Source organism: Pedobacter sp. G11, from assembly GCF_003860265.1.
Lineage (GTDB): Bacteria > Bacteroidota > Bacteroidia > Sphingobacteriales > Sphingobacteriaceae > Pedobacter > Pedobacter agri.
On the sequence record NZ_CP034190.1, the window covers coordinates 779,429 to 793,753 of the forward strand.

A 14,325-nucleotide genomic window follows, 5' to 3' on the forward strand; every position below is an offset into this window, starting at 1 on the left:
AATTTAGTATTTATAAAATGGAGACAAAATAAAATGCAGGTAACATTATTATTGGAATTAAAATGGCACCACTCTGCTCTAAACTAAATCCATTTAGGCAACGTTAGTTGTTCAAAGTTTTCGCTTTCATCCTTTTTAGTTACATTTAAAGCTTATAATGAGGATAATGAATAGATTGATCATCCTAGTCTTTTTTGCATTTACTTTAAGCGTACAGGCACAGGTTCTACGTTCCAACTCCTCAATCGCTGCAGATGATACGCCATTGATTTTTCAGTACTACCGAGACGGGGAATATGAAAAAGCAGTTGTTTTGTTGGAGAAGATGTTTTCTGGTGCCAATAGCGAAGGGTATTTCGATATTTATTTTAATTCATTGCTCAAATTAAAACGTTATGATGTTGCCGAAAAAACAGTTAAAAAACTAATGAGGCAGCATCCGGAAAACGATGCTTATCCTATTGCCTTAGGAAAACTATACCAGGAAAAGGGAGACGTTCAAAATGGAAATAAGATTTTTAGTGATATTATCAATAAACTGCCCAAAGATGAATTTAAAATCCGAAACCTGGCCAATAACTTTTATCGATTTGAAAACTACGATTTTGCAGTCCAAACGTTTAAACAGGGGAGAAAAATTCTGGGAAACAATGAATTATTTACCTATGAATTATTAAATATCTATCGCTTTAAAAAAGATAAGCCCATGCTAATGCAGGAATACCTGGATGCATTAGCCACTATCCCTCAGCTGCTACCACAAGCTCAGGCTGTTTTGCCAATGATTTTTGATGACAAAGCAGATTATCAAACCTTTCAGGTTGGAATTCTTAAAAAAATACAAAAAGATCCTGATGCCGAAATCTATATACAGCTGCTAACCTGGAATTATATTCAACAGCAGCAATACGATATGGCGTTGCGCCAGCTAATTGCCTTCGATAAAAGAACAAAAGCTGATGGAGGCACACTTTTTAATGCCATATATACTTTTGTAGATAACAGTGCTTATGAAACCGCAATTAAAGCTTACGAATACCTGTTAACAAAGGGTAAAGAGAATCAATATTATCTTCCATCGAAAATAGAGCTGTTAAATACCAAGTATAATATCCAAACTGCTGGAAAATACAACACAGCAGCACTCGATCTGTTGGCAAAAGACTTTCAGGTTTTACTGGATGAAAATGGCAAAAATAAAAACACCTTATTTGCCATTAAAAGGTTGGCAAACCTGCAAGCATACTATCTAAATCAAGCGGCACAGGCAGAGAAAGGCCTTGAAGAGGCGTTACAAATGCCCGGATTGAATGGACAAGATCTCGGGCAATTAAAGCTTGAGTTAGGAGATATATACATTTTAACCAACCAACCCTGGGAGGCGTTTTTAGTTTATGAGCAAGTAAGCAAACAATTTGAAGGTCAGCCTATAGGCAACGAAGCCCGTTTTCGCAGCGCTAAACTTTCATTTTATCAAGGTAATTTTGATTACAGCAGCGGTCAGTGCCAGGTGCTAAAGGCCGCTACTTCACAGTTAATTGCAAACGACGCGTTGAATTTAAGCTTATTAATTTCAGACAACATTCAAACACCAACCGACAGCAATGCTTTGAAGATGTATGCCGATGCAGAAATGCTCGTTTTTAGAAATTTACCTGCACAAGCCATTCGTAAATTAGATAGCATTGCCGTTGTTTTTCCTGAAAATGGATTAAAAGATGCCGTATTGATGACGAAAGCGAAAATATTAATAAAATCAAATGATTTTCAAAGTGCTGCAGACATCCTTAAAAAGTTAGCAGAAAATTTTAAAGATGGGATTTGGACGGACGATGCCCTTTTTACGCTGGGCGATTTGTATGAGAAAAAATTAAATGACATCGTTCAGGCAAAGCTTTATTTTCAAAAACTGATTACGGATTATCCCGGAAGTATGTTTAGTGCAGAAGCAAGAAAAAGATTTAGAAACTTAAGAGGTGATGGGGTTTAACAAATAAACTATATCCAGTCCCAAATTACCACATTCCACTCTGTATTTGAAGCATCCGTATAACTATAAATAGTTTTGAAACCGATACGTTCATGGGCTTTCATTGAACGTAAGTTAATGCTGGCAATCTCTGTTATTGCGAATTCATAATTTTTGTTAAAATACGCTCTATAGGCCTCATAGCATCTGTCAAATAACCCTCGTCCACGATAATTCTTATCCACGCAAACTTGTCCAACAACGATGTATTGATAGTTGGCAACAGATTTACCTTTGTATTCAATGTGGTCAAAACTTTCATACATTTCTACCAATCGAGGAACATCGTTTTTCGATTGCTCCGTCATTCCTAATATGTAGGCCACAACCTGATTTCCATCTTTAGCAATGACGTTTGGCTCATGCTGGTGCATCTTTTCCAAATCATCAAGCGAATGCGAAACGGTCACAAAACCCTGTTCCTTAATTTCTTCCGGAGATAAATCAGTTCTTAAATTTTGTTTCTGAAGCGCAACAATCCCTTCCAGGTCTTTCGTTGAGTTTGACGTTAAAATTTCAATCATTTGTATGCTAAAAGTAGTAAAAGCCGAATATAAGAAATCCGTTTGCGAACCTCCATTTTACTTAGACACATTTATTATCTTTGCAGCATGTTTTTATACAATGTTACTTTGATTTTAGATGATGCTGCTGCTGAAGAATGGTTGCAGTGGATGCAGGAAATTCACATTCCGGAAGTATTGGCAACTGGCATGTTTGTTTCTAACCGTTTGTTAAAAGTTGTGGATTCGCCAAATGAAGGGGTTACCTATTGTGCCCAATATATCGCAGAAACCTTAGAAAACTACAATGAATACCAAAAAACTTATGCCCCGGTTTTACAAGAAAAGTTAAACGAGAAGTTTAAAAACCGATTTGTGGCATACCGAACGTTAATGGAATATGTAGACTAAATTACTTATTTCAATTTCTCGTTATTCTTATGCCTGTCCGCATCGCGGATGGTTTTCTTTTCGAGATTTTTTTCCAGCGCCTCGGTCAAGTTAATCCCGGTTTGATTGGCCAGGCAAATCAACACAAACATTACGTCAGCCATTTCATCGGCAAGGTTTACATCCTCATCACTTTTTTTAAAAGATTGTTCGCCATATTTTCGGGCCATGATTCGGGCAACTTCTCCAACCTCTTCCATTAAAATGGCGGTGTTGGTTAGCTCGTTAAAATATCTAATACCAGTGGTTCTAATCCACTGATCTACGGTTTCCTGTGCTTCGTTAATGGTCATCTTCTATTCCCTATTTTTTGTATCAATCAAAATGGTTGTTGGCCCATCATTTACCAGGGTAATTTTCATATCAGCGCCAAAAATCCCGGTTTGAATTTTCTTACCTGTTAATGAAGCTAACTTTTCTATCATTTTTTCATAAAGTGGAATGGCTACCTCAGGCCTTGCCGCTCTGGTAAAACCTGGTCTATTCCCCTTTTTTGTTGATGCAAACAACGTAAATTGACTAATTAATAAAATATCGCCATCAACATCTGCTAATGCTTTATTCATTAAATCATTTTCATCACTAAAAACACGCATATTTACAATTTTTTGAGCAAGCCAATCCAGGTCTTCACTGTTATCCGCATCTTCGATACCTAACAAAACTAAAAACCCAGCTTCGATTTGGCCGGTAATGTTTCCATTAACAGCGCAACTTGCTTGTGTAACTCTTTGTAAAACCGCTCGCATTTTATATTACTTTTGATTGATAAATTTGATATGCGCAAGATAAGTATTTTAGTGATTTTCGTGTTTTTCTTATTCGGCTGTAAGCAAAAATCTGTTGTTCATCCAACTTTTTATTTCTGGAAAACAGATTACCATAACCATAAAGCAGAAACCGCAGCACTCAGCAAATTTAAATCGAAGTCGCTTTATGTCCGCATTATGGATGTAGATTTTAATGCAGATTTTCAACAAGACGTTCCTGTTTCTCCTATAAAATTTTCCGATCCTTTACCTCCGCAAGTCAATATCATTCCTGTGGTATTTTTGGTTAACCGTATTTTTAATGAGATAGATTCAAACAGAATAAAATTGCTTGCCGATCACATCGCGGTTTTTGTGCAAGCTAAAGTGAAACAATCCGGAAAATCAAGTTATAGCGAACTTCAAATCGACTGTGACTGGACTAAAACAAGCAGAGATCGATACTTTGAATTTTTAAATCAGTTGAAAAAACATCCTCTTCTTAAAGATAAAACCATCTCCGTTACATTGCGTTTGCATCAGGTAAAAAACATTGCCACAAGCGGAATTCCTCCGGTTGAAAAAGCAATGCTGATGTGTTACAACATGGGAAATCTACGGAAATACGGAAATCAAAATTCTATTCTCGATCAACACGAAATGGATCTTTATTTAAAAGATTATTTGGAAAATTACCCCTTGAAACTTGATGTTGCATTACCAACATTTGAGTGGGCGGTAGTATTTAGGAGTAAGAAATATGCTGGAATTTCTAAACGGATCAACAAAGGACAAATTCAGGATAAAAAATTATTCAAGCAGAGAGAAAACTCCATTTTGTATGATCTGTTAATGGATTATCCTGCTGCGGGATTAAAACGTGGCGATGTAATCCGGTGGGAAGAAATTACTACTGAAGATTTACTTGCAACATCCAGTTTTTTATCCCGATATTTAAAACCGGAAGAACGAAATCTCGTTTTCTATCATCTCGACACCGACCTTTTAAAACATTTTACTGATGAAGATTTTCGAAAAGTTATCGCTAATTTCTAGCATTTTCTTAATTACATTTTTCGGCGAAATTGCCGTAAATATTGCCTGCGGTGGCGAAGTTGATCCTTACGATTATTACATTTCCTATTTTCACAATAACGTTCAGGGCGATGACTACACCTCATTTGCATTTAATCAAATGGCGTATTTAAATAGTGAGGAAAATACGGAGAGCGAATCAGAGATCAACAGTCGGGAATGGGGAAAATATTTAGATGTTAAGCCGCAAGATGTGCATCAGATTATGTACGAGGCTGACAGTGCCATGAAAGCTAAACTTCAGCTTTATGATGGAAAAATATCAGAATTACCGGATAGCTTGCAAAAAAACACTTTTTTACAAGGCTTGAACAAGCATAAAAGTGCGCTGAAATATTACATTTTCGCCAAAAGTTGTGAGCCTTTTGCCAATGTAGATTTCGACCTTTGGAATCCGAAACCAAGAGATACAGCAGGCATGAGTTTGCTTGCAACAGAGGCATTGACTTTAACAAAATCTGAGAAAGACGCTTTTTTAAAATTACGGTATGCCTATCAGGCGGAAAGAATGTTTCATTATGCCGGACAGCATGACGATAGCAAAAATGTTTTTGAGAAATTTATTAAAACAAATCAATCAAATAGCGCCGTGAAAGGCTGGGCACTTGCCCTTTATGCCGGATCGGTTAGAAGATTGGGCAATCCTGACGAATCTGCATTTTTATTTTCGAAAGTGTTTGCTTCCAATCCAGAAAGAAGAGTGCAAGCCTACAAAAACTATTATTATAATAGCGCTCCAGTAAGCGGTGCGCTAAAATACGCTAAAACAGATGAAGAAAAAGCCAATATCTGGGCAATAAATGGTTTCGGAAATTCAGATTTCGATATCGAAAGCTTAAACAAAGTTTATCAATACGATCCAAAAAGCCAGTTAACCGGCACTCTGCTGGTTAGGGAAGTAAATAAATTGGAGCAGGCGCTAATCGAAGCGAATGATATCGCTAAAATATCATTTGATTATTATTTCTCCTACAACGACCGGTCAAAATCCAAAGACAGTGTTAGGAATGTAAATCTGAAACAATTAAATGAAATCAGAAATTTTGCGGTAAAACTGGCGGCAGAAAAAAAATATCCGCAACCAGAACTTGGCACTCTAACGGCAGCTTATTTATCGTGGATGGAGAACAAAGATGCAGTAGCCTCCAGTTATTTAAACAGGTTAAATCCTGAAAAACTTCCGGAAAAATTGCGTGATCAGTACCGAATTACTGATTTATTGATTAAGGCTAAAAATATCAAAAAAGGAAATCCATTTAACGAAAACGATTTATTGCCAAACCTGAAATGGCTGGACGAAAAAAGGTTTGCAGAGAACAAATCACATCCGGGAGACAAATATTATGATTGGGCAGATCAGGAAGATAAACGATTCAGCAGAACCACCAGAAACTTTTACCAACAACTATTGGCACCTGCATATTTAAAACTAGGCGATACTGCAAAGGCCGCCCTGGCAATGGTTAAAGGAGATTTGGAATACAAAATTGTAAAAGACAACTCGCTTTTTAAAAATATGAGCTATCAAACGACTGCTTTTTGGCAACAATATTTAAGTCCGAAAAGCATGCAAGGTTTGTTAAATTACAAAAAGAAAGCAGCTGGAAGCGATGTTACGGCTATGTTGTCTAAAGCTTTAAATCAACTTAAAAATGATGATTTTTATGAACTTTTTGGAACAACATATTTGAGGACACATCAATATGGAAAAGCGGTGCAAATGTTTGCAAAAGTATCGCCAGATTATCACTATTTCAATCCAGAAAACTGGTATGCTGATGATGCCAATTCAAAGCTTTATGCAAATCCATTTATCCAAACCATTAATGATTTCCCTAAAAAATATGTAAATGCCAAGGCATCGATAACTAAGAAAGATTTTGCAGCTGAGATGTTTCGATTACAAAAACTAACCACCAGCGATAAGAAAAATGCTGCCCTTTATTATTACAAAATGGCTAATGCTGTTTATCAAACAGGTTATTATGGAAATAGTTGGTTTTTGATTAGCTATGATTGGTCTACTTATGCTAATGCTAGCCCGGCAAGATATGGTTACGATGTAGATTATAAAAAAGCACAAACTGCCAAAAAATGGTATTTGAAAGCCAGATCGCTAAGTACAAATGCAGATTTTAAGGCAAAGTGTACATTTATGCTTGCAAAATGTGCTCAAAAGCAAATTATTCTGAATTCGAAATTAAACTCATTCAGTTACTGGAATAAAGATGATGTGAAGTATCAAAATTTCATCAATGCGAATTACAACAATCCGTATTTCAAGGAATTGAAATTGAAATACAGTAAGACGCCATTTTATCAGGTGGCAGCTGGAGAATGCAGTTATTTGGGAGATTTTATCGCGAAAAAATAAAGTTTAAAGTGGTAATCGCTTGAGAAAAATGAAATGGCAATAATCCGAACTTTTGGAATAATATTAATTTTACTTGGAGGTTTTTTAGCATACGGTATGATTGGTTCTGCCTTACCGATGATATTTGGGGTAAAAACTGAAGCGACAATTGTTGCTACCAAACGTGTTGACGATAAACGGTTCACTTACGTATATTACCCCGTATTTAAATTTATTTACAAAAATAAAACCGTTGAGGTTGTAGACGATAGCGGCGATGTTATGAAAAATAGCGTGGGTTTGAAGAAATTGATATATTACGATGAAAATTATGGCATCAGCCGTGGATTCACTTCATCTTTTATCATTTTTTCATTCATGAGTGCCTCTTTCCTATCTTTTGGCCTGATTTCTTTATTGAGCAAAGAAAAATATTTAAGGTTCCGCAGATGATAAATTAATCATCTAAGGCAAAAAATCAAGGATGTAAAGTGTTAACTAAACATCCTTAATTCATTATTTCCTTACCACCTGATTAATGCACTTGCCCAGGTAAAGCCTGAACCAAAAGCGGCGAGGCAAACCAAGTCACCATCTTTGATTTTTCCGGCTTCCCATGCTTCGCATAAAGCGATAGGAACGGATGCTGCAGTAGTATTTCCGTATTTTTGAATGTTATTAAAAACCTGATCATCACTTAAACCCAACAGGTTTTGAACATATTGACTGATCCTCAAATTTGCCTGGTGCGGCACCAGCATATCAATATCTTTTTCGGTTAAGTTATTCGCGGCCAAAGCTTCTTTAATTACTTCCGGAAATTTTACCACTGCTTTTTTAAAAACCGAGGGACCATCCATATAAGGTAATGCGGCTCCACTCTCAAGAATTTCTGGCGTCATGAACAAACCGCCCAATTCCTGGTCAGGAAAATCAGGTTTATCTTTCATCCATTTATTAGCATGAGAACCCGGATAATACATGGCCAGAATTTCCGCATCTGCACCATCACTATGCAAATGGGTACTTAAAATACCTTTACCTTTTTCATCAGTAGGCTGAAGTACAACTGCTCCTGCTCCATCGCCAAAAATTACCGAAACATTGCGACTGCGAGTTTCAAAATCCATTGCGAAAGAATGTTTTTCGCTGCCTACTACCAAAACATTTTTGTACATGCCTGTTTTCACGAATTGATCCGCCACAGAAAGTGCATAAACAAATCCAGAACATTGGTTACGAATATCCAAAGCGCCTATTTCGCCCATGCCCATTTCACGCTGTAACAAAACACCGCAACCTGGAAAATAGTAATCCGGACTTAAGGTCGCAAATATGATGAAATCAACATCTTTTGCAGTAATGCCAGCTCGCTCGATGGCAATTTTAGCAGCTTCAATCCCCATCGTGGTGGTAGTTTCTTCGTTCCGATCGGCAAAGCGACGTTCCTGAATCCCTGTTCGTTCCTGAATCCACTCATCATTGGTATCCATAAAACGACTTAAATCTGTATTGGTATATACATTTTTAGGAACGTAGTAACCTATTCCTGCTATTTTAGATTGATGCATGCTCATATTATTTGGTTAACAAATGTATTAAAACAGATGGAACATGTGTGAGGTAAGCGGGAAAATGTAATGTGAACACCAAAATATTATTTCATGCCCCAATAATCACAATCATCTTCCATTTAACCTATTACATCTTCCATAAAATTAGTTATTTTTGCAACATGTCTACAGAAACCAAAGAAGAGACCTTTACGCTCGAAGAAATTCTAACTTCCTTAAAAACCGTACACCGCCTTATTTTGTGGAATGATGATGTAAATACTTTCGATCATGTAATTTATTGCATGATGAAATATCTGGATTATAACGAATCTCAAGCAGAAAAAATTGCATGGAAAGTGCATAATGACGGCAAATGCCCAGTTCTTGAAGGATCTTTTACCGAGATGGAAGTTTACCGCAAGATTTTACAGCAAGAAGGATTAACGGTTTCGGTTGATTAAATTGTTTTTTGAAAGTTCGTCATGCTGATTATGATTCAATATTTTTAAGCTTAATCAAGCCTATAATACACTGAATCGAACTTAGGATGACGATTACGAATTATTAAAATTACTTTTCCAACCCTTTCAAAACCTCGTTTAACTCTGCTTGTGTACTCAGCGTTTTATCTTTGGCGTACCAGCTGTGTAGCTTCTCTGCCAGAATGGTCATTTCTGTCGTTTCTTGCCTCCACTCTTTTAACAATTCTTGCAATACCTGAGGTCGTGGTGCCCAGGTTGCCAAAACCTGATCTGCTTCTTCATTCAAAATGATTAAAACAGGTATCGCTCTACCACCGTTTGTTAAATGCGCATCAATTAAGGGCAGATTTTTATCTCTGAGTACAAATTTCAAATCAATTTTACCTAAAGATGCTGTAGCAATTTTATTGAATACCGGAACAATCTGTGCGGCATCGCCACACCAACCTTCCGTTATGACCAAGAATTTATAGCTAGTTTTAAGCTGATCTATTGTAGCAGTTAGTTCCTCCGTTAGGCTAGCGGTTTTATCAACACGACTCATACGTTGCACATTCATTTTGGTGTAGTGCAAATCATAAGTCACATCTCCTGTAGCTTTTCCTTCTAACAAAAGTTGATCTACCAAGGCACGATAGGTTTGATAATCCATGCCTTGCTCACTGAAAATTTCGCTGTAATTAACCATAATACTGCTGTAAAATATAGCGCAAAGGAAAGCAGAATTTCAGCGAAATTAATCACGGTTTTGCAAGAAAATTCTAGCTCTTAAACTCGCTCGTTTTATGGAAATCAATGTCAGGATAATCCTGTTTGGTTAAATTAATCATGTATTCACTATCTGATAAATAAACCGGATTTGCCTCTTTATCGAAACCGATATGCTGTTGTTTACGCTTTACAAACTCATCTAATTTTTTTCTATCAGCTGATGTTACCCAGCTCGAACGGGTGTAGCTTAAGGTACGGAAACGACATTTAGCACCATATTCATGCTCTAAACGGAAGTTAATTACCTCAAACTGAAGTTCACCAACCGCACCGATTACCTTTCGGTTTCCAGGCTGCATCACAAATAATTGCGCCACACCTTCGTCTGTTAACTGCTCAATACCTTTTTCAAGCTGTTTGGTCCGCATTGGGTCCATGTTTTCTACCTCCTTAAAAATAGATGGAGAGAAACTTGGAATACCTTTAAACTGCAATTTTTCACCTTCGGTTAACGTATCGCCAATCTTAAAATTACCGCTATCGTACAAACCAACCACATCACCCGGCCAAGCCTCTTCTACAATACTTTTCTCATTGGCCATAAAATCCATTGGATTGGAGAATTTCAGTTTCTTATCCTGGCGGGTATGGTAGTAAAATTTATTACGTTCAAACTTGCCAGAACAAATACGCAAGAAAGCAATCCGATCACGGTGTTTTGGATCTAAGTTGGCATGGATTTTAAACACGAAGCCACTAAAGTTTTTCTCTTCAACCAATACATCACGTTCTTCGGCTTCTCGGTGGCGTGGACTTGGAGCAATATCAATAAATGTATCTAAAAGCTCCTTTATACCAAAGTTGTTAATCGCACTGCCAAAAAACACTGGTGCTACCAATCCATCGGTGTACAAATCTTTATCAATTTTGCCGTAAATACCATCAACCAATTCAACATCATCTTTCAGGGTACTGATTTCGTTTTCCTTTAGGTAATCCAGTAATGAGGGGTCATTCAAATCGTTAGCCGCCACAACCGAATCGGTTACTTTGGTTTTATCAGAATTAAATAAATTTAAGTGTTTGTTATAAATGCTGTAAACCCCCTTGAAAGTATGTCCTTGTCCAATTGGCCATGAAAGCGGGCACAAACTGATATTCAGTTTCTCTTCAATTTCATCTAATAAATCGTAAGCTTCCTTACCCTCACGGTCCATTTTATTAACGAAAATAATTACCGGTGTGTTACGCATGCGGCAAACCGACATCAGTTTTTCGGTTTGTTCCTCCACACCTTTTACACAATCTACCACCAAAATCACACTATCTACTGCCGACAAAGTACGGTAAGTATCTTCCGCGAAATCCTTGTGACCAGGCGTATCTAAAATGTTAATTCGCTTACCACTGTACTCAAAACCCATTACCGAAGTTGCCACCGAGATACCACGTTGTTTCTCAATTTCCATGAAATCGGACGTATTGCTTTGATTTGCTTTATTACGTTTCACTGCACCAGCTGTGTTAATCGCACCACCAAAAAGCAGAAATTTTTCTGTTAATGTGGTTTTGCCCGCATCGGGGTGACTAATAATGGCAAAGGTTTTACGTTTTTCTATTTCGGGGTTAAGCATAATAAAATTTTGGGTAAAAAATGGCGATGAAACCTGGTTAAAGGAATTTAACTGCGATTAGATTTGAATAATTTTGTTTCATCAGGCTGCAAAGATAAGAAATTTGATGAACTGTTTTTACCGCTTAACTGTTTAATTGAAAACCAAATGGTTAAGCGTTTTTGAAAAGCAATAGTAGTAGTTATTCGGTTTGAGTTATTCCCGCCATTCATTTATAGGTTTAAATCCGAAGACCAACAAACTTTGTTAAGTAAACCTGATGGCAGCGGACACGGAGTGCAACGCAGTAAAGCGAACAGCAGGACTACACTTCCCTATGATAAACGGAACGTCCATTTCCAAAAATAAATCCTCAATTTCTATTAAGTAGCGCCATTATCTTATAAATCATACTTATTTTTGTGCTAAAATTGTTAGCTTTAATCATCCCTTCCGAATTAAGCAAACTAAAATCTTATTTGCCAATGCCAGAATTAGAAGAAACTTCTATGCCCGCAGAAATTGCGGCGAAGTTTGTTAATTATACCTCTAAACATGTTTTCTTAACCGGGAAAGCGGGAACAGGTAAAACTACTTTTTTACGCAAACTTATTCAGCTTACGCATAAAAAAGCGATGATTTGTGCTCCAACTGGCATTGCAGCAATTAATGCTTCTGGCGTTACCATTCATTCACTTTTTCAATTGCCGTTTGGTGCATTTTTTCCGGATGCGGCAGGAAGTTTAATCAATCAGAATATCAATTTTAACTTCAATACGCCACGTACCATTGTGAAGCATTTAAATATGCAGGGCAACAAAAGGCGTATGATTCAGGAACTAGAATTACTCGTTATTGATGAGGTGAGTATGCTTCGGGCAGATATGCTCGATGCCATTGATTTTTCCTTGCGTTATATCAGAAGAAATAGAAACGTACCTTTTGGTGGTGTTCAGTTATTATTTATTGGCGATTTACATCAGCTGCCTCCCGTGGTCAAAAACGATGAATGGCGTATAATGGCCGGTTTTTATAAAAGCATTTATTTCTTTGATGCTTTAGCGCTGCAGAATAATCCACCGGTGTATATTGAGTTGGATAAAATTTACCGCCAGGATGATGCCGTGTTTATTAACTTGTTGAATAATTTAAGGAACAATAAAATTACACCTGAAGATACCGCTTTACTACGACAACACTTTAAGCAAGATTTTAAGCCTGCAACGGATGAAAATTACATCACTTTAACCACTCACAATAATAAAGCTGACGCCATTAATCGTGAGCGATTAACCCAACTCAAAACCAAATCTTACTTTTTTGATGCAAAGGTTACCGGTGAATTTAATGAATATGCTTACCCAAATGAAAAAAGTTTAGAACTTAAAGTTGGGGCACAAGTCATGTTCATTAAAAATGATATGACTGCCGAAAAACGTTATTACAATGGAAAAATCGGTGTGGTACATCATATCGAAAAGGATATGATTGAAATTGAACTTCCTGAGGAACGAACCGTAATTTCTGTTTCACCCTATACATGGGAAAATGTGAAGTATAAATTGAATGAGGCCACAAACGAAATTGCTGAAAATGTTGCAGGTTCATTTGTACAATATCCGATCAAATTGGCCTGGGCAATTACGGTGCATAAGAGTCAGGGGTTAACTTTTGATAAAGCAATTATTGATATTGGCGATGCTTTTGCCCCTGGGCAAGCTTATGTTGCGCTTTCGCGTTTACGCTCCCTAAAAGGCTTGGTTTTAACTTCGCATCTGCGTGAAAATGGTTTGCAGCAAGATCAAAACATCCATTATTTTTCGAGTACCAAACAACCTTCTGAAGTTTTAACAGCCCAGATTAGTTTGGAAAGCTACGATTTCATTAGAACTTACCTGTTGGCCGCTTTTGATTTAAACGTCGTTCGCTACTATATGAAAGAGCATGTAGAAACTTTCGATAAGAGCGAGGCAAAATCTACGAAGCAGCGTTACGATAGCTGGACAATGGATTTATACAAGGATTTCCAAAAAATTACGGCCACTGCCGATTCATTTGTCAATCAGCTTAAAAACCTTTTCGCACATCAAACGGAGCATACTTTATTTAATGTTTCTAAAAGGGTTGAAGCGGCATTGAAATATTTTAATCCGCTAGTTAAGGCGGTTTCGGATAAGTTTCTAGCCCAAATTGAAGCGGTGAAGGAAGAAAAGGGAATAAAGACATATTTGACCGAATTGCTTGAACTGGAGATACTGGTTTATGAGCAGCTTAAAAAGATGCACAAAGGCAAGGCCTTACTGCTAGCCATCATTGATGGAAAGGAGTTTAGCAAAGCAGATACTGATGCATTGTTAAACATTTCTGAACGGAACCAACAATTACAAAAAGCTATTCAGCTAAAAGGTCAGGTTTTGAAAGTGAAATCGGCTGTAGAGAAAAAGAAAAAAGAGCCAAAAATAGATACCAAACTGGTAAGTTTTGAACTTTACGAGCAAGGAAAAACTCTAGCGGAGATTGCAAAAGAACGAGGTTTGTCAGTTACAACTATCGAAGGTCATTTGGCTTATTATGTTTCTACGCAACAAATTGATGTAGCTAAACTGGTTAAACCAAATAAAATCAGAAACATTAGCGAAGCTGTTGAAAGCCAAAAAACTAAATCGATGGCAACGATTCGGGATTTTCTAGGCAAGGATTATTCTTTTGGTGAGATTAAGCTGGTATTAGCTTCGTTATTTCCATCGGAGGATTAGAGTATTAGTTTAACCGCAAAGAACGCTA

The 14,325-nt window shown here is 37.1% G+C and carries 13 protein-coding genes; 7 read left to right on the forward strand and 6 right to left on the reverse strand.

Going from position 1 to position 14,325, the window contains the following annotated elements; translation table 11 throughout:
* The first annotated feature begins 166 nt into the window (after nucleotides 1–166).
* The gene (locus EA772_RS03330) at nucleotides 167–1,990 is read left to right on the forward strand and encodes a tetratricopeptide repeat protein (protein WP_124911170.1); all 1,824 of its coding nucleotides are present in this window, start codon (nucleotides 167–169) and stop codon (nucleotides 1,988–1,990) included.
* Nucleotides 1,991–1,998: 8 nt separating this feature from the next.
* Here EA772_RS03330 and EA772_RS03335 read toward each other — a convergent pair whose 3' ends face one another.
* Nucleotides 1,999–2,553, reverse strand: a complete 555-nt coding sequence (locus EA772_RS03335) for a GNAT family N-acetyltransferase (RefSeq protein WP_124911171.1) — start codon at nucleotides 2,551–2,553, stop codon at nucleotides 1,999–2,001.
* An 87-nt stretch (nucleotides 2,554–2,640) separates the two neighbouring features.
* Between EA772_RS03335 and EA772_RS03340 the strand changes: the two genes are divergently transcribed.
* Nucleotides 2,641–2,943, forward strand: a complete 303-nt coding sequence (locus tag EA772_RS03340) for a DUF4286 family protein (protein ID WP_010599060.1) — start codon at nucleotides 2,641–2,643, stop codon at nucleotides 2,941–2,943.
* Nucleotides 2,944–2,948: 5 nt separating this feature from the next.
* Here the strand turns inward: EA772_RS03340 and EA772_RS03345 are convergent, their stop codons facing one another.
* The gene (locus tag EA772_RS03345) at nucleotides 2,949–3,275 is read right to left on the reverse strand and encodes a nucleotide pyrophosphohydrolase (RefSeq protein WP_124911172.1); all 327 of its coding nucleotides are present in this window, start codon (nucleotides 3,273–3,275) and stop codon (nucleotides 2,949–2,951) included.
* A 3-nt stretch (nucleotides 3,276–3,278) separates the two neighbouring features.
* Nucleotides 3,279–3,731, reverse strand: a complete 453-nt coding sequence (dtd, locus tag EA772_RS03350) for a D-aminoacyl-tRNA deacylase (RefSeq protein ID WP_124911173.1) — start codon at nucleotides 3,729–3,731, stop codon at nucleotides 3,279–3,281.
* 30 nt (nucleotides 3,732–3,761) lie between these two features.
* Between dtd and EA772_RS03355 the strand changes: the two genes are divergently transcribed.
* The 3 genes from EA772_RS03355 to EA772_RS03365 are packed head-to-tail and all read left to right on the forward strand — an operon-like array spanning nucleotide 3,762 to nucleotide 7,632.
* Nucleotides 3,762–4,787 carry a hypothetical protein gene (locus EA772_RS03355; RefSeq protein WP_246834031.1) on the forward strand — a complete coding sequence of 342 codons (1,026 nt, stop codon included), beginning with the start codon at nucleotides 3,762–3,764 and terminating at the stop codon, nucleotides 4,785–4,787.
* Entirely contained in the window at nucleotides 4,753–7,200 is a 2,448-nt protein-coding gene (locus EA772_RS03360) for a hypothetical protein (RefSeq protein ID WP_124911175.1), read from the forward strand. The genes EA772_RS03355 and EA772_RS03360 overlap by 35 nt, the downstream gene beginning before the upstream one ends.
* 33 nt (nucleotides 7,201–7,233) lie before the next feature.
* Entirely contained in the window at nucleotides 7,234–7,632 is a 399-nt protein-coding gene (locus EA772_RS03365; RefSeq protein WP_124911176.1) for a hypothetical protein, read from the forward strand.
* 71 nt (nucleotides 7,633–7,703) lie between these two features.
* Here the strand turns inward: EA772_RS03365 and EA772_RS03370 are convergent, their stop codons facing one another.
* Nucleotides 7,704–8,750: a 3-oxoacyl-ACP synthase III family protein gene (locus EA772_RS03370; protein WP_010599055.1), complete on the reverse strand. Its 1,047-nt coding sequence runs from the start codon at nucleotides 8,748–8,750 to the stop codon at nucleotides 7,704–7,706.
* Nucleotides 8,751–8,914: 164 nt separating this feature from the next.
* Between EA772_RS03370 and EA772_RS03375 the strand changes: the two genes are divergently transcribed.
* Nucleotides 8,915–9,196, forward strand: coding sequence for an ATP-dependent Clp protease adaptor ClpS (locus EA772_RS03375; protein WP_010599054.1), 282 nt, complete (start codon nucleotides 8,915–8,917; stop codon nucleotides 9,194–9,196).
* 109 nt (nucleotides 9,197–9,305) lie between these two features.
* Here the strand turns inward: EA772_RS03375 and EA772_RS03380 are convergent, their stop codons facing one another.
* Nucleotides 9,306–9,905, reverse strand: a complete 600-nt coding sequence (locus EA772_RS03380; protein ID WP_124911177.1) for a thioredoxin family protein — start codon at nucleotides 9,903–9,905, stop codon at nucleotides 9,306–9,308.
* A 73-nt stretch (nucleotides 9,906–9,978) separates the two neighbouring features.
* A complete protein-coding gene (locus EA772_RS03385; RefSeq protein WP_116169126.1) occupies nucleotides 9,979–11,562 on the reverse strand; it encodes a peptide chain release factor 3 in 1,584 nt (527 codons plus the stop codon).
* A gap of 464 nt (nucleotides 11,563–12,026) precedes the next feature.
* Here EA772_RS03385 and EA772_RS03390 point away from each other — a divergent pair, with 464 nt between their 5' ends.
* A complete protein-coding gene (locus tag EA772_RS03390; protein ID WP_124911178.1) occupies nucleotides 12,027–14,297 on the forward strand; it encodes a helix-turn-helix domain-containing protein in 2,271 nt (756 codons plus the stop codon).
* Nucleotides 14,298–14,325: the final 28 nt, after the last annotated feature.